At 65.7% G+C, this 22,508-nt stretch carries 18 protein-coding genes and 2 pseudogenes; 6 read left to right on the plus strand and 14 right to left on the minus strand.

Features of this window, described 5'->3' with window-relative positions; translation table 11 throughout:
* Positions 1–7: 7 nt before the first annotated feature.
* On the plus strand, positions 8–826 hold the full coding sequence (locus tag FNZ56_RS03670) for a hypothetical protein (RefSeq protein WP_143878543.1): 819 nt from the start codon (positions 8–10) through the stop codon (positions 824–826).
* A 516-nt stretch (positions 827–1,342) separates the two neighbouring features.
* On the opposite strand, the gene FNZ56_RS03675 is transcribed toward FNZ56_RS03670, so the two are convergent.
* The gene (locus FNZ56_RS03675) at positions 1,343–1,765 is read right to left on the minus strand and encodes a CBS domain-containing protein (protein WP_143878544.1); all 423 of its coding nucleotides are present in this window, start codon (positions 1,763–1,765) and stop codon (positions 1,343–1,345) included.
* Between the two features lie 136 nt (positions 1,766–1,901).
* On the opposite strand from FNZ56_RS03675, the gene FNZ56_RS03680 reads away from it, so the two are divergent.
* Together FNZ56_RS03680 and FNZ56_RS03685 are read left to right on the plus strand one after the other, a co-directional pair.
* On the plus strand, positions 1,902–4,082 hold the full coding sequence (locus FNZ56_RS03680; RefSeq protein WP_407070499.1) for a M3 family metallopeptidase: 2,181 nt from the start codon (positions 1,902–1,904) through the stop codon (positions 4,080–4,082).
* Between the two features lie 14 nt (positions 4,083–4,096).
* A complete protein-coding gene (locus FNZ56_RS03685) occupies positions 4,097–5,032 on the plus strand; it encodes an alpha/beta hydrolase (protein WP_143878545.1) in 936 nt (311 codons plus the stop codon).
* A gap of 13 nt (positions 5,033–5,045) precedes the next feature.
* Here the strand turns inward: FNZ56_RS03685 and FNZ56_RS03690 are convergent, their stop codons facing one another.
* From FNZ56_RS03690 to FNZ56_RS03705, 4 genes are all read right to left on the minus strand, one after another.
* Positions 5,046–9,410 carry a DEAD/DEAH box helicase gene (locus FNZ56_RS03690; RefSeq protein WP_143878546.1) on the minus strand — a complete coding sequence of 1,455 codons (4,365 nt, stop codon included), beginning with the start codon at positions 9,408–9,410 and terminating at the stop codon, positions 5,046–5,048.
* A gap of 131 nt (positions 9,411–9,541) precedes the next feature.
* On the minus strand, positions 9,542–10,387 hold the full coding sequence (locus FNZ56_RS03695) for an RsiV family protein (RefSeq protein ID WP_143878547.1): 846 nt from the start codon (positions 10,385–10,387) through the stop codon (positions 9,542–9,544).
* Positions 10,388–10,522: 135 nt separating this feature from the next.
* A complete protein-coding gene (locus FNZ56_RS03700) occupies positions 10,523–10,732 on the minus strand; it encodes a cold-shock protein (RefSeq protein WP_143878548.1) in 210 nt (69 codons plus the stop codon).
* A gap of 200 nt (positions 10,733–10,932) precedes the next feature.
* Positions 10,933–11,646, minus strand: a complete 714-nt coding sequence (locus FNZ56_RS03705; protein WP_143878549.1) for a pseudouridine synthase — start codon at positions 11,644–11,646, stop codon at positions 10,933–10,935.
* 212 nt (positions 11,647–11,858) lie between these two features.
* On the opposite strand from FNZ56_RS03705, the gene FNZ56_RS03710 reads away from it, so the two are divergent.
* On the plus strand, positions 11,859–12,059 hold the full coding sequence (locus tag FNZ56_RS03710; RefSeq protein WP_143878550.1) for a hypothetical protein: 201 nt from the start codon (positions 11,859–11,861) through the stop codon (positions 12,057–12,059).
* 10 nt (positions 12,060–12,069) lie between these two features.
* On the opposite strand, the gene FNZ56_RS03715 is transcribed toward FNZ56_RS03710, so the two are convergent.
* Genes FNZ56_RS03715 through FNZ56_RS03730 form a run of 4 tightly spaced genes read right to left on the minus strand, consistent with a single transcriptional unit; the run spans position 12,070 to position 15,211 of the window.
* A complete protein-coding gene (locus FNZ56_RS03715) occupies positions 12,070–12,348 on the minus strand; it encodes a GNAT family N-acetyltransferase (RefSeq protein ID WP_143878551.1) in 279 nt (92 codons plus the stop codon).
* Positions 12,345–12,959, minus strand: a complete 615-nt coding sequence (locus FNZ56_RS03720; RefSeq protein ID WP_143878552.1) for a rhomboid family intramembrane serine protease — start codon at positions 12,957–12,959, stop codon at positions 12,345–12,347. Before FNZ56_RS03720 ends, FNZ56_RS03715 begins: the two co-directional genes overlap by 4 nt.
* A 3-nt stretch (positions 12,960–12,962) precedes the next feature.
* A complete protein-coding gene (locus FNZ56_RS03725; protein ID WP_143878553.1) occupies positions 12,963–14,588 on the minus strand; it encodes a POT-type proton-dependent oligopeptide transporter in 1,626 nt (541 codons plus the stop codon).
* Entirely contained in the window at positions 14,579–15,211 is a 633-nt protein-coding gene (locus tag FNZ56_RS03730) for a glutathione S-transferase family protein (protein WP_143878554.1), read from the minus strand. Before FNZ56_RS03730 ends, FNZ56_RS03725 begins: the two co-directional genes overlap by 10 nt.
* 140 nt (positions 15,212–15,351) lie before the next feature.
* Between FNZ56_RS03730 and FNZ56_RS03735 the strand changes: the two genes are divergently transcribed.
* The gene (locus FNZ56_RS03735) at positions 15,352–17,118 is read left to right on the plus strand and encodes a M14 family metallopeptidase (RefSeq protein WP_143878555.1); all 1,767 of its coding nucleotides are present in this window, start codon (positions 15,352–15,354) and stop codon (positions 17,116–17,118) included.
* 19 nt (positions 17,119–17,137) lie between these two features.
* On the opposite strand, the gene FNZ56_RS03740 is transcribed toward FNZ56_RS03735, so the two are convergent.
* Together FNZ56_RS03740 and FNZ56_RS03745 are read right to left on the minus strand one after the other, a co-directional pair.
* Positions 17,138–17,902: a DUF1223 domain-containing protein gene (locus tag FNZ56_RS03740; protein ID WP_185970783.1), complete on the minus strand. Its 765-nt coding sequence runs from the start codon at positions 17,900–17,902 to the stop codon at positions 17,138–17,140.
* Positions 17,902–18,498, minus strand: a complete 597-nt coding sequence (locus FNZ56_RS03745) for a YdeI/OmpD-associated family protein (protein WP_143878557.1) — start codon at positions 18,496–18,498, stop codon at positions 17,902–17,904. The genes FNZ56_RS03740 and FNZ56_RS03745 overlap by 1 nt, the downstream gene beginning before the upstream one ends.
* 91 nt (positions 18,499–18,589) lie before the next feature.
* Between FNZ56_RS03745 and FNZ56_RS03750 the strand changes: the two genes are divergently transcribed.
* Positions 18,590–18,832: a hypothetical protein gene (locus tag FNZ56_RS03750; protein ID WP_143878558.1), complete on the plus strand. Its 243-nt coding sequence runs from the start codon at positions 18,590–18,592 to the stop codon at positions 18,830–18,832.
* A gap of 9 nt (positions 18,833–18,841) precedes the next feature.
* Here FNZ56_RS03750 and FNZ56_RS13065 read toward each other — a convergent pair.
* The 3 genes and pseudogenes from FNZ56_RS13065 to FNZ56_RS03765 all read right to left on the minus strand — a co-directional run.
* Positions 18,842–19,063, minus strand: a pseudogene (locus FNZ56_RS13065) (ABC transporter ATP-binding protein); the annotation flags it as partial.
* A 110-nt stretch (positions 19,064–19,173) separates the two neighbouring features.
* Positions 19,174–20,749: pseudogene (locus tag FNZ56_RS03755) on the minus strand (ATP-binding cassette domain-containing protein); the annotation flags it as partial.
* 187 nt (positions 20,750–20,936) lie between these two features.
* Complete coding sequence (locus FNZ56_RS03765) at positions 20,937–22,499, minus strand: protein adenylyltransferase SelO (RefSeq protein WP_143878561.1); 1,563 nt, start codon at positions 22,497–22,499, stop codon at positions 20,937–20,939.
* Positions 22,500–22,508 lie beyond the last annotated feature (9 nt).

The raw sequence follows: 22,508 nt of genomic DNA on the forward strand, positions 1-22,508 counted from the left end.
CTAAGCCGTGAAGCAATACATCGCAGAGATGAGGCCTATTCCTACAGGTCGCTCCATGAGCATTGCCACCTTCAAGGACACCACCTATGCAAAACACGCCCAAGAGGCCAAGCAGATCCTTGAATCAAGGCACCCAGGCAGAAAGGCGTGGTTCGTTACAGAAATAAAACAGCCAGCCTCACCACAGAAAACAACGCGTCCTGCTGCACCACCACCGCCCCAACGACCTAGGCAACGAATTTATTCTCGTAAACATCTTATAGACGACGATTCTTCGGATGACATAGGCGCAGGTAATTTCAGTGGAAATGTTGATCACTCATCATATGAGAGTGCACGCACCCGCACATCGGTTGCATCAGGTTGCCTCGGCTTGATTATCGCCGGGTTGGCTTTGATTGGGCTGATTACTTTTGTTCGATTTTTCACCGTGAGCACTAATCATTCACTGTTTCCGAGTGAATCTGAAATCGCAAGCCCAGTAGCCCCTGATCAGACAGCAGTGACACCCGTTTCAACTACAGCTCCGGCATTAGATCCAGCGCCTGATCTACAGATTCCACTCAAAAAAGGTGATGAGGAAGCAAGCAATAGGAATAGCGTTATTGTTTCATTTCCATATCAAGCTGTAATTGTGGATCGACGGGACAGCATTGTTCTTCAGTCAGAGCCTCGAATGCTATCCAAAAACGTGATCCGCATACCTACAGGGGCGCAGGTAAGAGCTGCAACCAACGAAGGCAAATGGATTATGGTCGAAACAGCAGATGGGGCCATTGGTTACGTGCGACGCAAGCAACTCGAGTTCTCAGCAACCAACCCTTAAATTATTGCCTAGCCTTCTCGAACTTCAACAAAATCAAGCCACCCCTGAAATCGCCAAGCCTTACCTTGCTCTAGCCAGACGCCATTTATTTCAATCCCCTCGCTCGTTCGAGATAGAATTTTGATAGTAATCTTCGACAGGATTTGATCCGGCTCCCCATTCTGTTTTTTTGAATGGAATTCTGGCGTCGTATAGAACTCGCCGCGACGCTTGGCAACTACATCGCAACTACATCGGCACTCCATATCCCATACTCGCCCCATGTCGTCGTAGCCTCAATCGCCAACTCCTGCTCACGTTCGATCAACTCCAACGTAATGACATCAGGCTTATTACCCGTGTAGTCATCGTCTTTGGAATATTCGATTCGGCCCTTATACATACTTCGCTGTTCCTTCGATTTTTTGCAGCCCTAGTAATATTTAACCCGCGTAAGGCGGGTTAAAACCTGCCCTACGGATCGCTGTGTCGTGTAGGGCGGGTCTCGACCCGCGCCACGACCCGCGAACGCGAGACTTACTTCGCGCCGGGCTCCGACACCTGCTTCACCACCTGCGCGGTCGCTTCCTGCTTGCCGGCCAGCGCGAGGTCGGCGATCGAAACGATGCCGGCGAGCTTGCCCGCGCCGTCGACCACTGGCACCCGACGGATCTTGCCGTCCTCCATCATCTTCACCGCGTCCTGCACGCTGCTGTCGGCGGCGACCGAGCGGCAGGGCGAAGTCATCGCATCCGCCGCCGTGGCTTCGGACTTGCCGGCCGCGACCAGGCGCACGGCGATGTCGCGGTCGGTGACCACGCCCACGGGCTTGCCGCTGGCGTCGACGACCGGGATCTGGCCGCAGTCGTTGTCGATCATCAGTTGCGCTACGTGCCGGATCGGGGTTTCCGGGCTGCAACTGGCGGGGTTGGCGGTCATCAGGCTGTCGACGGTGGACATTCGGGAGCTCCTGCGTGGGGAATGACGGACATTGCGGGCACGCCGATCACCCCGGCGTGAACGCCCCTGCCTTTCGTCATGGGCGCCTTGATGCCCCGTCCGCTAGGCTGGTGGCTTCACCCCGAGGAACCGTCCCATGAACCGTTCGCCCGTCGGCCCCGTCGCCTGCGCCCTCGCGCTCGCCGTCGCCGCCTGCCTCGCCGGCCCCGTCGCCGCCCAGTCCCACGACCACGCCGCCATGACCCAGCAAGCCCAGACCCAGAATCCCTTCTTCGCCCCGAGCACGCTGGAGTTCAACTTCCCGCAGTTCGACAAGATCAAGGACGCCGACTTCGCGCCCGCCTTCGACCGCGGCATGGCCGAGCAGAGCGCCGAGATCGAGAAGATCGCGAACAACCCCGAGGCGCCGACCTTCGACAACACCATCCTCGCGATGGAGCGCAGCGGCCAGGTGCTGTCGCGCGCGAGCTACGTGTTCTTCAACCTGACCAGCGCCAACACCAACGACGCGCTGAACAAGCTCGAGGCCGACTATTCGCCGAAGTTCGCCGCCCAGCACGACAGCATTTACCTCAACGACAAGCTGTTCGCGCGGATCAAGGCGCTGTATGACCGGCGCGCCGACCTCGGCCTCGACCCGCAGGGCCTGCGCCTGGTCGAGAAGTACTACGAGGACTTCGTGCATTCCGGCGCCAACCTGACGCCCGCGCAGAAGGAACAGGTAAAGAAGATCAATGCCGAGATCGCCACGCTGCAGACCACGCTGACCCAGAACGTGCTGGCCGAGGCCAACGCCAACGCGGTGATCGTGGATTCGCGCGACGAACTCGCCGGCCTCAGCGACGAACAGATCCAGGGCCTGGCCGACGACGCCAAGGCCAAGGGGCTCGACGGCAAGTACCGCATCGCGCTGGTCAACACCACCGGCCAGCCGCTGGAAGCGCAGCTGGAGAACCGCGCCCTGCGCGAGCGCATCTACAACGCCTCGGTGAACCGCGGCAGCCACGGCGGTCAGTGGGACAACACCGCGCCGATTTCGAAGCTGATGAAGCTGCGCGCCGAACGCGCCGCGATCATGGGCTACCCGAACTACGCCGCCTTCGCCCTCGCCGACGAGACCGCGAAGAACCCCGAGGCGGTGAACGCGATGCTCGGCAAGATCGCGCCGGCCGCCGTCGCCAACGCGCGCAAGGAAGGCGCGGTGCTGCAGGCGATGATCGACAGCGAGCAGAAGGCCAAGGGCGAAGCGAGCTTCGAACTGCAGCCCTGGGACTGGGCGTTCTACACCGAGAAGGTGCGCAAGGCCCAGTACGACTACGACGAGAACGAAATCAAGCCGTACATGGAGTTCAACAACGTGTTGAACAACGGCGTGTTCTTCGCCGCGAACAAACTCTACGGCCTGACCTTCAAGCGCCGCACCGACCTGCCGGTGTACCAGCAGGACGTGCAGACCTACGATGTGTTCAACGAGGACGGCAGCAAGCTCGCGATCATCATCGTCGACCCGTACGCGCGTTCGTCCAAGCAGGGCGGCGCGTGGATGAGCTCCTACGTCGACCAGTCCGAACTGATGGGCACGCACCCGGTCATCGCCTTCCACCTCAACGTGACCAAGCCGACCGCGGGCAAGCCCTCGCTGATGACCTGGGACGACGTCAACGGCGCCTTCCACGAATTCGGCCACGTGCTGCACGGCATGTTCTCGAACGTGAAGTACCCCTACTTCGCCGGCACCAACGTGCCGCGCGACTTCGTCGAATACCCGTCGCAGGTCAACGAGATGTGGCAGGACGACCCGACCGTGCTCGCGAACTACGCCAAGCACTGGCAGACCGGCGCGCCAATGCCGAAGGAACTGCTGGACAAGGTGATGGCCGCGTCCAAGTTCAACGAAGGCTTCGCCACCACCGAATACCTCGGCGCCGCGATGCTCGACCAGAAGTGGCACCAGGTGCCGGCCTCGGCGATCCCCGACGCCAGCGGCGTGATGGCCTACGAGGCCAAGTCGCTGCACGACATCGGCCTCGACTACGCCGCGGTTCCGCCGCGCTACCGCACGCCCTACTTCAAGCACATCATGGAAGGCTACGCGGCCGGTTACTACGCCTACATCTGGTCGGAAGTGCTCGATGCCGATACCGCCAAGTGGATCCACGACCACGGCGGCCTGACCCGCGCCAATGGCGATCGCTTCCGCAGCATGCTGCTCTCGCGCGGCGGCAGCGTCGACGCGATGGAACTGTTCAAGGCCTTCTACGGCGGCGACCCGGACATCCAGCCGCTGCTGGAGCGTCGCGGCCTGACCGCGCAGTAAGCGCGAGGATGCGAATGCGCGGCGCGACCACCTTGCTGTCCGCCGCGTTCGCAATCGCGATCGGCTGGACGCCGGCACATGCCGGCGTCTGGCAGCCATCGGCCGGGCACGTACAGGTACCGATCTGGCCGGAGGGCAAGGTGCCCGATCCGCAACCCGTGCCGGGACCTGAAACCGTACGCGCGGATTGGCCGCGGATCGAAAACGTCAGCGTGCCGACGATGACGGTCTATGCACCGGAAGGAACGAACACGGGAACCGCAGTGGTGGTGTTCCCCGGCGGCGGGTTCCAGATGCTGGCCATGGACCTGGAAGGCACCGAGGTCTGCGACTGGCTCGTATCGAAAGGCATCACCTGCGTGCTGCTGAAATACCGCGTCCCCGGCGCGCCCTACGACTGGCATTGCGATTGCCGCCCGCACAACCGCGACCTGTCCATGCCCTCGCTGCAGGACGCGCAACGCACGCTCGGACTGGTGCGCCTGCATGCGAAGGAATGGGGCATCGACCCGCATCGCATCGGCGTCATCGGTTTCTCTGCCGGCGGCTTCCTCGTCGCCGAGACCAGCACGCTGTACCGCAAGCGCCTGTATCCACCGCTCGATGCCGCGGACGCGGAAAGCAGCCGCCCGGATTTCGCGATGGCGATCTACCCCGGGCACCTGGCGATGAACAACGGCACGCTGAATCCGAAGATCCCGGTCACGAAGGACACGCCACCGACCTTCCTGCTGATGGCCGGGGACGACCACGTGGACGGCATCGAGCAGGCGCTGGCGTATTACACCGCGCTGCAGGCCGCAGGCGTTCCGACCGAAATGCACCTGTACGCGCAAGGTGGGCATGCCTTCGGCCTGCGCCCGAAGAAGCTGGCGATCGACCACTGGCCGCAGTTGGCGGAACAGTGGATGCAGGGATTGGGAGTCCTGCCCGCGGCAAACGGCGGATAAGGACGACGAATCGTCAGGAATGCAAGCCGAGCGGATCGGCCATCGGCCGCGAACCGGGCGCCTGTATCGAACCGAATGTTGCGCCCGGATCGCGCAGCAACGTCATTCGCGCCGCATGTTCGTCGGCGGCAGGCAATTCGACCAGCGGCTTGAATTCGCCCGCGACCAGCGTTGCGATCGGAACGCCATCGCGCAGCAACAGGCGCGCACCGGGCTGGCGCGGCACTTTGTCGCCCGCAAGAATGCCCCCGAGCAAGTTGAGCGGATCGCTGGCCGAGACCGCGATCATCGCGCCGTCATGCGCGCGCTTGCGTACGCTGCGCAACGCGGCCACCGCTTCGGGCAGGGCGAACTGCTGGCCGACCACGCCGGCGATGAAGCGCCCGCCGCGGATCTCACCGCGCGCCTCCAGCCGCTGGTATTCGCGCAGCAATTCGCGCCACGGAGGAAGCCACGGCGCTTCGCGTTCGAGCAGGCGCCAGCAGACCACGCCATAACGGCGCAGCAGCACCCGCGCGATGTGTTCAAGCCCTTCCCCTCTCCCCGTTTCACAGGAAGAGGGTGCCGAAGGCGGGTGAGGGGCACGCGTCAACGACCAGCGCCCCGCATCGGCGATGCCCATCAACGCCGCGCGACGTCCGCGCCGGCCGAAATTCGCCGGCTTTTTCGCTGCCGGAAGCAACAAGGCGCGCAGGCCGGAAAAACTGTCGCAACTCGCGCGCCCGCGCGCGACCAGCTCGGCCAGCGCGTCTTCCAGTTCGGTTTCGAGCAGATGCGCGGCATCGGCGAGTTCGTCGAAGAACATCGCGCCATGTTCGCGCAGGCAATCGGCGACCTTCCGTGCGCGCGAGGACAACGGCGATTCGTCGGCCGCTTGCTGGTTCGCCGCCAATCGCGTCCACAGCGCCAATTCGCGCCGCGGCAGCAACACGATGGGCGCGGCGCGCACCAGCGATTCGCCGCCGGCGCGTAGCCGTGTCCACGCAATGCGCCCGGCGGTGCACAGGTCGTCCAGCCAGGCGATGGAATAGTCCCTGATGCGCGACGGCAACAATTCGGATTCCCACGCACCGGCCGCAGCTTCGAAGCCTTCCAGCTGCGCCAGCACGCCGGCCAGCGCTTCCGGGCCCTGCACGCGCGTCGCCGGCGAGACGCGTTGCCAGTCGCAGAGAAAACGCACGAAATCGCGTACGTCGACCGGCTCGATCTCGCGCCGCAGGCGACCGAGGGTGTTGCGATGGATGCGCGCCAGCAAATGACGCTCGCACCATTCGTCGTCGCTCGCGCCGGGCGTGAAGCGCCCGCGCATCACGTAGCCTTCCTGCTCCAGCGCAAGCAACGCGAATTCGACATCGCCGTGATCCACGGTCAGCGCTTCGGCGATGGCGGCGACCGTCGTGACGGCCATCCCACCCAAGCGGCCACGCACCAGTTCGCGCAATGCGTCCTCGCGCGTCCAGTCGCGGGCGTAATCGGCCGGGGTTTCGAGACAGGGTTCGCAAGTGGCTTGCGGGTGCAACGCGAGCAATTGCGGCAGGCGTTCGGCGGTCACCCATAAAGCAGGTTCTTCGCTTGCGCTCAGGATGACAACTCGTGTGGCACGCCGCGCCGCAGCCAACGATTCCAGCAATCCGCTCCAGCCCGATGCTTCCGCTTCACCCGCGGTCGCGGCGCCGAGCTGCATCAACGCCTCGTGCATCTCGTCGGCATCGCGCGGCTGCGGCCAGGCATCCTCGCGCGCGCCTTCGATCGCGCCGAGGTCGAGCCGCCCGAGGTCTTCCGCCTGTTCGGGGTTGAAGCCGCGCGTCTGCACCGCACGCGTGCGGCGTTCCTCCAGCGGCGCATCGTCGAGGAAGGCATACGGTCGTGCACCCAGCACTTCCGCGGCGAACGGCGACGGGCCGGTCAGGTCGCGTGCGACGACTTGCACTTCGCCCGCTTCCAGCGCGCGCAGCAGCGCCAGCCAACCGTCGACGTCCATCGCTTCGCGCAGGCAGTCGTCCAGGGTCTGCGCAACCAGCGGATGGTCCGGCACTTCGCGCTCGCCGACGATGTTCTCCAGGCAAGCGACCTGGTCGGGGAACACGGTCGCCATCAGGTCTTCGGACTTCATCCGCTGCAACTGCGGCGCGACCTTCTTGCCGCCGACGAAGCGCGGCAGCGCCAGCGCGGTGGTCGCGTTCCAGCGGAAGCGCGCGGGGAACAGCGGCGCGTCCAGCAGCGCCTGCACCAGCACCTGCTCGGCGCTGGACGAATGCAGGTAGCCCATCACTTCGATCAGCGGGAACGAATGGCTGGTCGAGAGCGACAGCACGATGGCGTCCTCGGTCGCCGCCGCCTGCAGTTCGAAATTGAACTTGCGGCAGAAGCGCTTGCGCAGCGCCAGCCCCCAGGCCTTGTTGATGCGGCTGCCGAACGGCGAATGGATGACCAGCTGGGTACCGCCGGATTCGTCGAAGAAGCGTTCCAGCGCGATCCGCGATTGCGAGGGCAACATGCCGAAGCCGGCGAATTGCACGGCCGCGTAGGCGGCGATTTGCGCCGCGGCGGATTCGCCGATGTCGAGTTCGGCGAGCAGCCACTGCCTCAACGAAGGTTCGCCGCCCGCTTCCAGCTTCGCCTGCATCGCCTCGCGCAGGCGCGACACGCTGGCCGACAGTTCGATGCTGCGGCCCGGCGCCTCGCCCAGCCAGAACGGAATGCTCGGCGGCGCGCCTTCAGCGTCCTCGACCCGCACGCGGCCGGCTTCCACGCGCAGGATGCGGTAACTCGCATTGCCGAGCTGGAACACGTCGCCGGCGATGCTCTCGATCGCGAAGTCCTCGTTGATCGTGCCGATCATCGTGGCCTGCGGTTCCAGCACCACCTGGTAGTCGGCGGTGTCGGGAATCGTTCCGCCGGATTGCGTGGCGGTGAGTCGCGCACCCTTGCGCCCGCGTAGCTTGCGATGCACGGCGTCGCGGTGCAGGTAGGCCGCGCGCTGGCCATAGCGGGTGCTGAAGCCATCGGCCAGCATGCGCACGACTTCGTCGAAATCCTTGCGTTCGAGCCTAGCGTAGGGCCATGCGCGATGCGTCATGTCGAACAGCGCGTCCTCGTCCCATTCGCGGCAGGCGACCTCGGCCACGATCTGCTGCGCCAGCACGTCCAGCGGCGCGGGCGGCATGATCAGCGCGTCGAGTTCGCCGCGGCGCACCGAATCCAGCAGTGCAGCGCTTTCCAGCAGCTCATCGCGCGAGGTCGGGAACAGCCTGCCCTTGGGCACGCCGCCGACGTGGTGGCCGGAACGGCCCACGCGCTGCAGGAAGGCAGCGATGGAGCGCGGCGAACCGATCTGGCAAACCAGGTCGACGTCGCCGATGTCGATGCCGAGCTCCAGCGAAGCGGTGGCGACCAGCACCTTCAGCTGGCCGGCCTTGAGCTTCTGCTCCGCATCAAGGCGTAGTTCCTTCGCAAGCGAACCGTGGTGCGCGGCGACGTGTTCCTTGCCCAGCAGTTCGCCCAGGTGGCGCGCGGTGCGCTCGGCCATGCGCCGGGTGTTGACGAACACCAGCGTGGTCGAATGCCGTTCGACCAGTTCGGCGATGCGCGCGTACACCAGCTCCCACTGCGCGTTCGACATCACCGCTTCCAACGCGACCGGCGGCAATTCCAGCGCGAGATCGCGTTCGCGGGCATGGCCGATGTCGATGATCTCCGGGTCCGCCGCGTCCGCACCGACGAGGAAACGCCCGACGGTTTCGATGGGCTTCTGCGTCGCCGACAGGCCGACGCGGGTCGCGCGCCTGCCGGTCAGTGCGTCGAGGCGTTCCAGCGACAACGCGAGGTGGTTGCCGCGCTTGTTCTGCACCAGTGCGTGGATTTCGTCGACGATCACCGTGCGCACGCCACCCAGCATCGCCCGCCCGGATTCGGAACCGAGCAGCACGTACAGCGATTCCGGCGTGGTGACGAGGACGTGCGGCGGCCGCTTGCGTAAGGCCGCGCGTTCGGACTGCGGGGTGTCGCCGGTGCGCACCGCGGTGCGGATGTCGACATCGGGCAGGCCCTGCGCGGCGAGTTCCTCGCGGATCCCGGCCAGCGGCGCTTCGAGGTTGACGTGGATGTCGTTCGACAGCGCCTTCAACGGCGAGACATAGAGCACGAGCGTCGCGTCCGGCAGGCCAAACGACAGCGCCTCGCGCACCAGCGCGTCGATGGCGGTGAGGAAGGCGGTGAGGGTCTTGCCCGAGCCGGTCGGCGCGGCGACGAGGGTGTCGCGGCCCGAAGCGATCGCCGGCCAGGCCGCAATCTGCGCCTCGGTCGGTGCGGGGAAACTGCGCGCGAACCACGCCGCGACGGCGGGATGGAAGGCGACGAGCGCAGGGTGCGCGGACATGTGTGGATTATCCGCCCCGTCGTCGCCGGCCGGATGAACAGGGTGGCTGAAAGCGAGGCGGATCTGCGCGTGCACGCGCGCAGGGTGGCGCGGCTGCGTCTCGACGGCTGCGACCGTGCTTCGAGGCGGGTTCAGCCGCCGGCGAACAAGCCGCGCTCGGCCGGCGCGATATGCGGCAGCAACACCGCGGCCGGGACTTCGATCGTCTGCGTGCCATCCGAATACGGCCCGACCTGATAGGGCGGGAACACGAAACGCAGCGCCGCGATCTTTCCATCCGCGCCCAGCACCGGTTCGAAGTTGGCGAAGTTCTCCGGCTTAGGCTCGGTGCCCTGCTCGATCATGTCCGCGGCGTTCTTCAGCTGTTCCTTCAGGGCCGCGTCTTCGGGCTGGCCGTCGTCGCCATCATCGCCACCATCGGCCTTGGCATCCTCGTCGAAACGCTGGCGTTGCACGGCCATCAACCGGTCGCGCACGTAGCCGGAAATCGCCTGCCAGCCGGCGGGATCCGGCACCAGTTCGGCCGCGGTCAGGCGTCGGTTGTCCGGCAACAGCCAGACGTAGCGGTCCAGCAACGGTGCGCCGTGCGCGCCGCCGACGAAGCTGGTGCCCTCGGCGGCGACCGCGACGATGCGCGGCGTCTCCGCGACCATGCTGTACATCAGCGACAGCTCGAACGGCCCCGGCCCCTGGTAATCCTTGTTCGCGGCGACCTGCTGCATGAATTCGGCGCGCGTGGCGTCGGCGTCGCGCTTCACTTCGGCCGCCAGCGCGGGATGGCGCTTCAGTTCCGGCGGGAAGCTGATCCCGACGAGGTAATGCGGATCGCGTTCGGAAATATCGGACAGGTCCACCGGGCTCGCCGCGGGAACGGGCGGTTGCGCGGTCGCCGTGGCGGGCGCCTGGGCCTGCGGTTGCGGGGAACGGTTGCAGGCAGCCAGCGCGAGCAGCAGCCACGCCGCATGTTTCGAACGCATCGTCTTTTCCTCCCTGGAATCGCGCGAATCCTAACGTCGCCCACGTGACGCCCGCATGCAGGCCTCGATGATGAACGCCGGGCAAAAAGAAACCCGGCCGAAGCCGGGTTCCTCGAACCTTGCGGTTGTCTTGGCTCAGACGGCCTGGACTTCGTCCGCCTGCAGGCCCTTCTGGCCCTGGACGACCTTGAAGGTGACCTTCTGGCCTTCCTGCAGCGACTTGAAGCCGGAACCGACGATCGAGCGGAAATGCACGAACAGGTCGGAGCCGCTCTCGGGCGTGATGAAGCCGTAGCCCTTGGCGTCGTTGAACCACTTGACGGTGCCGTTCTGACGATCGGACATGGTGTTACTCCTTGAACAGTTTTTGATGGTGGACACGGACGGAAAAAACCGGCCGCGACTGTCGAGCAAGGGGTAACGCGTAACGATGGAGCGGATCGTCAGATCTACCGCATCGGAGCCACGATGTACCGTGATCCCGCTTGAAACAGTGCGCGCACCATACCCTACTTCGGGGGTCATTTGTGAACAGGGGCTTGCACTCACCAGTCCTGGCGCCCGGGCAGCAGCCCGCGCAACTCGGCGTCGGTGAGATTGCGCCAGCGGCCGGGCTTGAGATGGCCCAGTTGCACGTTGCCGATCCGCACCCGCAGCAGTTGCTTGACCCGGTATCCGAAGTGGGCCGCCATCAGCCGGATCTGCCGGTTCAGGCCCTGGGTCAGGACGATCCGGAAGCCCTGGCTGCCGAGCTTGCCGGTCTTGCACGGCAGGGTGGTCTGGCCGTGCACCGGCACCCCGCGGCTCATCCCGCGCAGGAATTCCGGGGTGACCGGATGGTTCACGGCGACCAGGTATTCCTTCTCCAGTTTGTTCTCGGCGCGCAGGATCTCGTTGACGATGTCGCCGTTGCTGGTCAGCAGGATCAGTCCTTCCGAATCCTTGTCCAGCCGGCCGATCGGGAAGATGCGCTGCTGGTGGCCGACGAAATCGACGATGTTGCCCTTCACCGATCCTTCGGTGGTGCAGGTGATCCCGACCGGCTTGTTGAGCGCGATGTAGACGTGGCGGCGCTGGCCCTTGGCCGCGGTCCGCGCCGACAGCTTGTTGCCGTCGATGCGGACCTCGTCGCCCTCCCCCAGCTCCGCGCCAATGCGTGCGCGCAGGCCGTTCACGGTCACCCGGCCTTCGGCGATCAGGCAGTCGGCCTCGCGGCGGGAGCAGAAGCCGGCATCGGCGATGTAGCGGTTGAGGCGCATGGGGCGCGGATTCTAACCGGCCCGGTCCACCCGGCGCGTTCCACCCCGTGCGCCCGCCTCGGTCGACGCAACCGGGCACCGCAGAGCGTCAACCGCCTCCCATCCGCGAATACCTGACGCGACTCGTCACCCGGGCATGGGAACCCGGTCACGCTTTTCGCTGGCATGCAACCTGCTCTCGTTCCCGTACCGACAACGAAAGGGGAATCTCCATGTCCATGATCGACAACCCTGACGAGTACGAGGCCATCGCCCGCCTGTTCGACCTCGTCACCGAGGGCAACGGCAACAGCTTCGAGCTGGACCTGCTCGACTCGCGGATCGCGAAAAGCCTAGAACAGGCCTACCAGTCCGCGGAGGCGCCACCGATCGCCGGCATGGATTTCAAAAGGCGGGCGACGTCGCTGTCCTAGGCCGCTGCCTTCAAGCCCGCAGGCCTGCGTACTCCGGGTGCCGTTCCATCCACTCGGCCGAGTAGGAACACACCGGCGCCACCTTCAGCCCGGCGTCGCGCGCGTACTCGACCGCGGTCCGCACCAGTTTCCCGGCGATACCACGCCCGCCGATGGACTCCGGCACTTCGGTGTGGGTGATGACGAGCACATCGCCTTTCAGGCGATATTCGAGGTGGGCCACATGGCCTTCGACTTCGGTGTCGAAGCGCTGGCGCTGCGTGTCGTGGCGGATCGCGATGTCGTTCATGCCGAAACTCCGAGCTGGCGCAGGAAATGGCCCAGCGATTCGGGTACCGCAAGCAGCGTGAAGGCGATGCCATAGGCGCCGCCGACCAGGTGCGCGCTGTGGTTGACGTTGTCGCCGCCGCGGCGATCCATCCACACGCTGTACCCCACGTACACGACCGCGAACAGGATCGCAGGGATCGGAAGCGGGATCGGGAAGATGATCAGTTTCGACCACGGATTGAACAGGATCGAGGCGAACAGCACCGCCGCGACGCCGCCGGAGGCGCCCAGGCTTCGGTAGCGCGCATCGTGCAGGTGGCGCAGGTACGACGGCAGGATCGCGACCACGATCGCCGACAGGTAGAAGCCGAGGAAGCCGATCGCGCCGATGCGTGCCACGAATACCCGTTCCACCACGGCGCCGAACGACCACAGGGTGATCATGTTGAACAGCAGGTGCATCCAGTCGGCGTGGATGAAGCCGTGGGTCAGCAGCCGGTCGTATTGCTTCTGCCGGTCGATCGCCGGCGGCCACAGGATCAGCCGGTCGAGCAGCTTCGGGTTGTTGAACGCCAGCCATGACACCAGCACGGTGGCGATGACGACGACGAGGGTGATCGACAGGTTCATGGTTCAGGCCGCCCGGTAGTTGTCCTGCATCGGATAGGTGCGCGCGTACGCGGCGAACGCCAGCGCGGCGACGAAGGCGAACAGCGCGAAGAAGAACATCAGGAACGCGTTCTCGCCATAACCAGTGGCGGCAATGCGCGCGGTGACGGCCTCGTTGCGCACGGCTACGTTCGTCAGCAATACCCACAGGCTGCCGAAGGTGCTGGTCAGGTACCAGAACGCCATGATCACGCCCTTCATCGACTGCGTGGCCTGGCTGTAGGCGAATTCCAGCGCGGTCGCCGACACCAGCACTTCGCCGAAAGTGAGCAACAGGTATGGCCATGCCTGCCATGCCAGCGAGGTCGAGGCCCCGCTATCGATCTTCAGCTGGATCAATCCCGCGACGACCCAGGCGATGCCGGCGAACGCGATGCCCCAACCCATCCGTCGCAACGGCGTCGGCTCGTAGCCCAGTCTGCGCAGGGACGGATACAGCACCAGGTTGTTGAACGGGATCAGCAGCATGATCAGCAGCGGGTTCAATGCCTGCATCTGCCCGGCTTCCTTCACCAGGAAACCCGGCCACCACCAGGCTTCGTGCGGCACTGCCATCGCCTTGCCCTGGATCACCCAGGTGCTGGCCTTCTGGTCGAACAGCGACCAGAACGGCGTGGTCAGCGCGAACACGATCAGGACGCGCAGTACCGCCCGCACGCTATCCACCGCGGCATCGGGATGGCGGCCGCGGGCGCGTTCCAACTGCATCGACACGCCGATGCCGCCGAACGCGATCAGCGCGCCCAGCGCCAGGCAGGCGCTGATCACGAAATGGAAATCGTCGGGCCAGAACGGCAGACTGATGCCGAACCACGCGTGCAGCGCCCAGCACAGCAGCATCGCGATGGCGAGCACGACGCCTGCGCCCGCGACCAGCAACCCCGGCCTGCCCTGCCCCGCGGCCTGCGTGGCGAGCGCGGTGCGCGCGACACTGAAGAACGAATCCGGATCCTCGCCGTGGCTCGGCGGCACGCGCACGTATTTCCCGCGACCGAGCCAGAAGACCAGCGTCGCGACGAACATCAGCACGCCGGGGATGCCGAACGCCACCGCCGCGCCGAAGTTGCGCAGGAACAACGGCATCAGCAGCGAGGCGAAGAAGCTGCCGAAGTTGATCGTCCAGTAGAACGCGTCGAACACCACTTTCGCCAGGTGCCTGTTGGCGGTGGTGAACTGGTCGCCGACGAAACTCACCACCAGCGGCTTGATTCCGCCCGACCCGAGCGCGATCAGGAACAGGCCGGTGTAGAAACCCGTGCGGTTGCCTTCGAACAGCGCCAGGCAGGCATGGCCGGCGCAATACACCAGCGAGAACCACAACACCGTGTCGTACTTGCCGAAGAATCGGTCGGACAGCCAGCCACCGAGCAGCGGGAAGAAGTACACGCCGATCACGAAGCTGTGGAACACGTCCTTGGCCACCGACTGGCGTTCGGCCTCGGGGACGTAGGCCAGGATCACGCTGCTGACCAGGAACTGCACCAGGATGTTGCGCATCCCGTAGAAGCTGAATCGCTCGCAGGCCTCGTTGCCGATGATGAAGGGGATTTGCCGCGGCAGGCGCGCGGCGGCGGCTCGGCTCACGCCCATTCCTCCAACCCTTCTTCCGCGTACAGCCGTGCGAACGATGGCCGTGCCTTCATCGATTTCGCCAATGCGGCGAGATGCGGCCATTCCGTCGCCGGTTTCGGCATGTTGCGCGACCAGCGCATCAACATGGCCAGGTAGAAATCGGCGGCTGTCGGCGCATTGCCCAGCAGATACGGCCCGTTGGCCGCGAGGTGGTCGTCGATGCGCTGCCATTGCGCCTCGATCCGCGGCGCGCAATGCGCGCGCAATGCATCGGCGTTTTCTTCGCCCGCGGGTTCGCCGGGATACCACCATTGCCGGAACAGCGGCTGCACCATGTTCGCGAGGTTGAACATCCACTGCATGTAGTCGGCGCGGCCCGGCGCATCGAAGGCCGGCGCGAGCTTCGCCTGCGGATGGCGATCCACCAGCAGGATTGCCAATGCCGCGGCTTCGTACCGGGGCTTGCCGTCGACGACCAGCGTGGGCACCACGCCGTTCGGGTTCAGGGCGAGGTATTCGGGCGACTTCTGCTGCTTCGCGGCGGTATCGACCAGGCGCAGTTCGTAGGGCGCGTCGACTTCGATCAGCAGCCAGTGCACGAGGAAACTCGCCGCGCCGGGCGCGTAGTACAAGACGTCCATGGATCGCTCCCGGGGATATGCCACGCCATCATAGCCGCGCGCCTGCTGCCAGCGCGGTGGCGGCAGGCACGGCCATCTCCTTGGAGCGCGGCGCGCGCATTTGGCTACCATCGCGGTTCCGCCGAACGCCTGCCGCCGCCATGACCCGCACCCTGCTTGCCGCCGCCCTGCTCGCCTGCTCCGCTGCCGCATGGGCGGCCGGATCGCCGGATCTCTCGACGATCTCCGAACGCTCCGGCTTCCAGCGCACCGGCCGCTACGACGAAGCGATCGCGCTGTGCGAGGCGTTCCAGCGGCGCTATCCCGACGCGGTGCGCTGCGAAACCTTCGGCACCACGCCCGAAGGCAGGCCGATGAAACTGCTGGTGGTCTCGCGCAGCGGCGCGCTGGACGCGGAAACCGCGAAGGCGAAGGGCTTGCCGGTGCTGCTGGTACAGGGCGGCATCCACGCCGGCGAGATCGATGGGAAGGATGCCGGCTTCCTCGCCCTGCGACAGATGCTCGACGGCGAAACCGCGAAGGGCGCGCTGGACAAGCTCGTGCTGCTGTTCGTGCCGGTGTTCAACGTCGATGGCCACGAGAACTTCCGCGCATGGAACCGCCCCAACCAGCGCGGCCCCGAGGAAATGGGTTTCCGCACCACCGCACAGCGCTACAACCTCAACCGCGATTACGTGAAAGCCGATGCGCCGGAGATGCAGGCCATGCTGAAGCTGGTCGACGCTTGGGACCCGGCGGTGGAAGTGGACCTGCACGTCACCGACGGCGCCCAGTTCAGGCACGACGTGTCGATCACCGGCGAGCCGGTCAATTCCGGCGACGAAGCGCTGCGCGCGACCGGGCGCGCGGTGCGCGACGGACTGGTCGCGACGCTGAAGACGCAGGGCTCGCTGCCGCTGGCGTTCTATCCCTCGTTCGTCGAATACGACAACCCGGCTTCGGGCTTCGCCGACGGCGTCGCCCCACCGCGTTTCTCGAACGGTTATTTCCAGCTGCGCAACCGCGTCGGCATCCTGGTGGAAACGCATTCATGGAAGGATTACCCGACCCGCGTGCGCATCACCCGCAACGCCATCGTCGACCTCGTGGACATGGCCGCGAAAGACGGCACGCAATGGCTCGCCGCCGAACACGCCGCCGACCTGCGTTCGGCGCAACTCGGCGGCAAGCCGGTCGCGCTCGACTTCAAGGCCACCGACAAGGCCCGCACTATCGATTTCCTCGGTTACGCCTACACGCGCACGCCGTCCGACATCTCCGGCGCATTGATGACGCGCTACGACGAATCGAAGCCGGAGGTGTGGAAGGTCCCACTGCGCGACGAAGTCGTTCCCGCGCTGACCGTCACCGCACCGCACGGCGGCTACCTCGTGCCCGCGGCCTGGGCGGAGCTGGTGGAACCGAAACTGCAATTGCACGGCATCGAGTACCGCAAGCTGGATGCGCCGCTGCAGGCGGTCGCGGTCGAAAACTTCCGCGTCGACCGACCGAAGTTCGATGCTGTGTCCTTCGAGGGCCACCAGCGCGCGACGCTGGACGGCACATGGTCGCAAGCGACGCGCGACCTCGGCGCCGGCGCGCTGTTCGTACCGATCGCGCAGCCGGAAGCGCGGCTGGCGATGGCCTTGCTGGAACCGCAGGCGCCAGATTCGCTCGCGGCCTGGGGCGAGACGAACAATGCCTTCGAGCAGAAGGAGTACATGGAGGACTACGTCGCCGAGGACGTGGCGCGCAAGCTGCTCGCCGGCGATCCGGCGCTGAAGGCGGAGTTCGAGAAGAAGCTCCGGGACGATCCCGCGTTCGCGAAGGACTCAGCCGCGCGGCTGGATTTCTTCTATCGCCGCAGCCCCTCGTGGGATGCGGGTTACGGGTTGTATCCGGTGCTGCGTACCGACGCGACTCCGTAAGCACCGCGAATCCGATCGTTCACTTGCCGGCCTTGCAACGCGACACCGGCAGTTCCAGCGTCTGCAACGTTTGCCCGCGTGGATCCTGCACGAAGGCGACCAGGCCCCACGGCGACGACGGTGCCTCGAAAGCGACCTGCTGCGTTCGGTTTTTTGCGTCCTCGAGCGACCACGGCCCCCAGAGCCTGGTCACTGCATGATCGTGGTGCAGCGTCGCGTCCTTGTTCTCGCCCGCCCGTACTTCGGTCGTTTGCCCATCGAGGTATTGCGCCAGCCATAGTCGAATGCCTGGCGTAGCGACGCCGACATTCCTTTCCGCCACCGTCGCCCTCCACCGACCGACCGGCGTCGGATCCAGGCGCAATGCGATGGATGCCTTTGCCTGTCCCGTGGCCGACGAAAGGGCCGTCGAAAACTTCTTCGGCTCGCTCCAGGCCACGCGCACATTGGAACCCACCATCACCTGCGGCGTGTAGACGGTATCGCCGCCTTCCGCCGCCGCGACCCGCTGTCGCTGGCGTTGGCTATACGCCGGGGAACCGAAACGGTCATGCCAGCCGATTTCGTCCCAGTAATCGACGTGGAAGGCGAGGAAATTCGCCTCGCCGGCATCGGCCAGCGCCAGCTTCGACAGCCAGCGATCCGCCGGCGGGCAACTGCTGCAGCCTTCGGACGTGTACAGCTCCACCAGCGGGACGACATTCGCGCCGCTCCGCGCCTCGCATGCGGCTTGCGCATCGAAAGCGGCGCACGACAGCACCGCGAATGCGAATCCCGCGCGCATCAGCATCGCTCGTACTTCCAGTTGCGGCGCTTACCCTCGGCCATCCATTCGACCGCCTGCGCCAGCCGCTTCACGCGCGTTTCCTCGCGCTTGGCCTCGACGATCCATTCGATGTATTCGCGCTTGCAGCCCGGCGGGAACGCATCGAAGCTCGCCCTGGCCGCCTTGTTCTCCAGCAACGCCGCCGCGAGGTCGAGCGGCGTTTCCGGGGGCGGTTTCGGCACGGCCTTGCGCCGTTCCGGCTTCACGCCCTCCTCGTTCAAGCGCATCGCCTTCTTCAGGTCGGCGCGCATCGTCGCCTTGGGCGGCAGGTCCTGCAATGCGGCCATCTTGCCGTAGCTGCCCATGCCGTCGCGTTCGGCTTCGCCCATCACCAGCGCATGCTTCCAGTAGCCGAACGACACGTGCCGCTTGAACGCCGCCATCCCGCACAGGATGCCGCCGGCATGGACGAAGCTGGGCATGCCCCACTTGATCGTTTCCTCGACCTCGAGGCAGGCCGCGTGCACGCGTGCACGGATTTCGGCGAGGATCGGCCGGGCGAAATCGGCGGCCTTGGCGATGTAGGCATCGACGCGGGGATCGTGGCTCGACATGGCTCGCCTCCGGGCGGATTCCGTGCATGCTAGCGCGGCCGGTGCCGGATGCGGATCGCGTTGATCCCGGGCAGGGGAGAAGGGGAAAACCATGGACAAGGAACGACGCAGGGACGACCCGGGCGAGCGCGCCAAGCTGCGCGCCGAGCTCAACGAGGAACAACGCATCGCACTGTCCGACCTCGAGCGCTTCGGCTGGGAACTGAAGTTCATCCGCCACCCGATGTTCCAGGACATCGTGCCGGTGATATTCGATCCGGACCGCAAGAGCTTCGCGGTAATCCGCGCCGATGGCACGCTCGACGAGAACCCCGGCTTCGAAATCCGCAGCTGAGGCGGGGCCTCAGCCTTCCAGCTCCGCCCAGCGCGCGTAGGCGGCGTCGAGTTCGGCCTGCAATGCCGCCAGCGCGGCGTTGTCCGTGCCGATCGCCGCCGCATCGCGCTGGTAGAACGCCGGTTCGTTCATCGCCGCAGCCATGCGCGCGAGTTCGGTTTCCAGCGATTCGATCCGCGCGGGCAACTCTTCCAGTTCGCGCGCGTCCTTGTAGCTGAGCTTCGTCTTGGCCGGCACGGGCGATGCCGCCGGTTTCGCGACTGGCTTTTGCTCGTCATCCCGGCGAAAGCCGGGACCCAGTTTTTGCTTGTCGTCGCGAAACGCCGGACCCCTGATTTCAGGCTGCTGCCGCAGCCAATCGCTGTAACCGCCGACGTATTCGCCGATGCGTCCCTCGCCTTCCATCACGATGGTCGATGTGACCACGTTGTCGAGGAAGTCGCGGTCGTGGCTGACCAGCAGCAGCGTGCCGGGGTAATCGGCCAGCAGTTCTTCCAGCAATTCCAGGGTTTCGACGTCGAGGTCGTTGGTCGGTTCGTCCATCACCAGCAGGTTGGACGGCTGCGCGAACAGCTTGGCCAGCAGCAGGCGATTGCGTTCGCCGCCGGACAGCCGCGTGATCGGCGCGCGCGCGCGTTCGGGTGTGAACAGGAAATCCTGCAGGTAGCCGATCACGTGCTTGGACTTGCCGCCGACCTCGACGTACTCGCGCCCCTCGGCCACGTTCTCGATCGCGTTCCAGTCCTCGCGCAGGGTCGCGCGATACTGGTCGAAGTAAGCGACCTGCAACTGCGTGCCCTGCCTCACTTCGCCCGACCGCGGCTGCAGTCCGCCGAGCAGCAGCTTCAGCAGCGTGGTCTTGCCGCTGCCGTTCGGGCCGACCAAGCCGATGCGGTCGCCGCGCAGGATCGTGGTGCTGAAATCGCGCACGAGCACGTTTTCGCCGTGCGCGAAATCGACATTCTTCGCTTCGATCACCTTCTTGCCGGATTCGCCGGCCTGCGCGGTCGCCATCCTGACGTTGCCGGCCTGCGTGCGGCGTTCCGCCCGTTCCACCCGCATCGCCTTCAGCCGGCGCACGCGGCCCTCGTCGCGCGTCCGACGCGCCTTGATGCCCTGCCGGATCCAGACCTCCTCCTGCGCCAGCAGTTTGTCGAAGCGCGCGTTTTCCTGCGCCTCGGCGTTCGCGCGTTCCTCCTTGCGCCGCAGGTAGTTGTCCCAGTCGCCCGGCCAGCTGGTGACCTGGCCGCGATCGATCTCGACGATGCGCGTGGCCAGCGCGCGCAGGAAACGGCGGTCGTGGGTGACGAACACCAGCGCCCCGCTCCATTGCCTGAGGAAGCCTTCCAGCCAGTCGATGGCGGCGATGTCGAGGTGGTTGGTCGGCTCGTCGAGCAGCAGCAGGTCCGGTTGCGAGACCAGCGCCCGCGCCAGCAGGCCGCGGCGCTTCATGCCGCCGGACAACGCGGCGAAATCCGCGTCGCCGTCCAGTTGCAGGCGTTCCAGCGTTTCGACCACGCGTCGATCCAGCGTCCAGCCTTGCGCGGCTTCGATTTTCGCCTGAACCGCGGCCAGCGCATTCGTATCGACGACATCGGCATGGATCAGGTGGTGGTAGTCGGCCAGCAACGCGCCGAGTTCGCCCAGCCCGGCGGCGACCACGTCGAATACGCTGCCGGCGGCGTCCTGCGGCACTTCCTGTTCCAGCCGCGCGACGCGGCGGCCGCCCTCGACCCGCACCTCGCCGTCATCCGGCCTGAGTTCGCCGGCCAGGAGTTTCAGCAGGGTCGATTTGCCGGCGCCGTTGCGGCCGATTAGGGCGATGCGCTCGCCCGGTTCGATGGCGAGGTCGACGCCATCCAGCAGCAAGGGGCCGCCGACGCCGTAGTCGACGCTTTGCAGGGAGATCAGGGGCATGCGGGGAGTCTAGCGAGCGGGCGCGGCTGGCAGTAGGCTTGCGGCGCATCCAACCGCGGAGTACGCCATGAGCAAGGGCCTGGACAAGAAGAAGGAAGACAAGAAGAAACCGGAAAAGACGCTGAAGGAAAAGCGCGCGGCGAAGAAGGAAAAGAAGGCCGGCAAGTAGCCGGCCTTTTCCTTTGGCTCAGGAACTGCAACTGAGCATCGAGCAGCCGGCCTTGTCCTTCGCCCAGCCGGGGCGCTTGCCGGCGAAGAATCCCTTGCTCGGCTGTTCGTCGTACGGATTCCGCATGACTTCGAGCAGTTCACCGATGCCGGCGAAATCGCCTTCGTGCGCACGATCGATGGCCTGCTGCGCCAGCCAGTTGCGCAGCACGAATTTCGGGTTCGCCAGGCGCATGCGTTCGCGGCGCTCGCCGGTCGATAGCGGATCTTCCGCAAGCCGCGCCGCGTAACGCGCCAGCCACTCCCGCAGCGCACCCTCGCCGGCCTCGCGCTTGGCTGGGTCGTAAAAGGCATCGGCGAACGGCCGCAGCGACGGCGCGGCCGGATCGATGTCCATCAGCCCGCGGAACCACAGGGTCATGTCGATTTCGTGCGCATGCATCAAGCCGTGCAGGTCGCGGACCAGCACGGTGTCCTCCTCGTCGCGCCATTGCGCGAAACCGAGTTTGCGCGCGTTCGTCGCGTGCTCCGCTTCGGTGTAGGCAACGGCGTAGCGTTCCAGCCCGGCCTGCAGGGGCCCGACATCGCCGAACAGCGGCGACAGCGCGTTCGCCAGCTGGCCGAGGTTCCAATACGCGACCTTGGGCTGCCAGCCGAAGCGATAGCGTTTCCCCATCGCGTCGGTGGTGTTCGGCGTCCAGTCCGGGTCGTAGTCGTCGATCCAGCCGTAGGGGCCGTAATCGATGGTCAGGCCGAGGATCGACATGTTGTCGGTGTTGAGCACGCCGTGGACGAAACCGACCCGCATCCAGCCCGCGACCAGCTTGGCGGTGCGTTCGCAGGCTTCGCCGAACCAGTCGGCATACTTCGACTCTCCGTCGCTCGTGATATGCGGGAAATCGCGGCGGATGCAGAAGTCGGCGAGCGTCTTCAGCAGATCGACCTCGCCGCGCGAAGCCGGCAATTCGAAATGTCCGAAGCGCAGGAAGGACGGCGCGACCCGGCACACGATCGCGCCCGGCTCGTCCTGCGGATGGCCGTCGTAAAACATGTCGCGTTCGACGGATTCGCCGGTGCCGACCAGCGACAGCGCGCGCGTGCTCGGGATGCCGAGGTGGTACATGGCCTCACTGCACAGGAATTCGCGGATCGAGGAGCGCAGCACCGCGCGCCCGTCGGCGCTGCGCGAATACGGCGTCGGGCCCGCGCCCTTCAGCTGCAGTTCCATGCGCCTGCCATCGTTCGACACGACTTCGCCCAGCGAAATCGCGCGACCGTCGCCGAGTTGCCCGGCCCAATGCCCGAACTGGTGGCCGCCATAGTTCGTCGCGAACGGCTGCATGCCCGGCAGCAGCGCATTGCCCGCGAACACCTGCGCGAATTCCCTTGAGGCGACATCCGCTTCGCCGAAACCGAGTTCCGCGGCCATTTCGCGCGAATGCGCCAGCAACCGCGGCGCTGCGACCGGCGTCGGATCGACCTTCGACCATGCCGCGTTCCGGACTTGCCGCACGAACACGCGCGGCTCCGGATCGCCGGGCAGTTCGCGTAGGAAGGCGTTGTCGAATCGCGGGAAATGCATCCATGCATG

Source organism: Lysobacter lycopersici, assembly GCF_007556775.1.
GTDB lineage: Bacteria > Pseudomonadota > Gammaproteobacteria > Xanthomonadales > Xanthomonadaceae > Pseudoluteimonas > Pseudoluteimonas lycopersici.

What these genes read in the sequence shown, in the direction of transcription:
- FNZ56_RS03705 (WP_143878549.1), bottom strand. Translation starts at nt 11,646, where the DNA reads ATGCGCCTCAACCGCTACATCGCCGATGCCGGCTTCTGCTCCCGCCGC.
- FNZ56_RS03765 (WP_143878561.1), bottom strand. Translation starts at nt 22,499, where the DNA reads ATGCATTTCCCGCGATTCGACAACGCCTTCCTACGCGAACTGCCCGGC.
- FNZ56_RS03710 (WP_143878550.1), top strand. Translation starts at nt 11,859, where the DNA reads ATGTCCATGATCGACAACCCTGACGAGTACGAGGCCATCGCCCGCCTG.
- FNZ56_RS03735 (WP_143878555.1), top strand. Translation starts at nt 15,352, where the DNA reads ATGACCCGCACCCTGCTTGCCGCCGCCCTGCTCGCCTGCTCCGCTGCC.
- FNZ56_RS03730 (WP_143878554.1), bottom strand. Translation starts at nt 15,211, where the DNA reads ATGGACGTCTTGTACTACGCGCCCGGCGCGGCGAGTTTCCTCGTGCAC.
- FNZ56_RS03750 (WP_143878558.1), top strand. Translation starts at nt 18,590, where the DNA reads ATGGACAAGGAACGACGCAGGGACGACCCGGGCGAGCGCGCCAAGCTG.
- FNZ56_RS03695 (WP_143878547.1), bottom strand. Translation starts at nt 10,387, where the DNA reads ATGCGTTCGAAACATGCGGCGTGGCTGCTGCTCGCGCTGGCTGCCTGC.
- FNZ56_RS03740 (WP_185970783.1), bottom strand. Translation starts at nt 17,902, where the DNA reads ATGCGCGCGGGATTCGCATTCGCGGTGCTGTCGTGCGCCGCTTTCGAT.
- FNZ56_RS03685 (WP_143878545.1), top strand. Translation starts at nt 4,097, where the DNA reads ATGCGCGGCGCGACCACCTTGCTGTCCGCCGCGTTCGCAATCGCGATC.
- FNZ56_RS03745 (WP_143878557.1), bottom strand. Translation starts at nt 18,498, where the DNA reads ATGTCGAGCCACGATCCCCGCGTCGATGCCTACATCGCCAAGGCCGCC.
- FNZ56_RS03680 (WP_407070499.1), top strand. Translation starts at nt 1,902, where the DNA reads ATGAACCGTTCGCCCGTCGGCCCCGTCGCCTGCGCCCTCGCGCTCGCC.
- FNZ56_RS03715 (WP_143878551.1), bottom strand. Translation starts at nt 12,348, where the DNA reads ATGAACGACATCGCGATCCGCCACGACACGCAGCGCCAGCGCTTCGAC.
- FNZ56_RS03725 (WP_143878553.1), bottom strand. Translation starts at nt 14,588, where the DNA reads ATGGGCGTGAGCCGAGCCGCCGCCGCGCGCCTGCCGCGGCAAATCCCC.
- FNZ56_RS03720 (WP_143878552.1), bottom strand. Translation starts at nt 12,959, where the DNA reads ATGAACCTGTCGATCACCCTCGTCGTCGTCATCGCCACCGTGCTGGTG.
- FNZ56_RS03690 (WP_143878546.1), bottom strand. Translation starts at nt 9,410, where the DNA reads ATGTCCGCGCACCCTGCGCTCGTCGCCTTCCATCCCGCCGTCGCGGCG.
- FNZ56_RS03700 (WP_143878548.1), bottom strand. Translation starts at nt 10,732, where the DNA reads ATGTCCGATCGTCAGAACGGCACCGTCAAGTGGTTCAACGACGCCAAG.
- FNZ56_RS03675 (WP_143878544.1), bottom strand. Translation starts at nt 1,765, where the DNA reads ATGTCCACCGTCGACAGCCTGATGACCGCCAACCCCGCCAGTTGCAGC.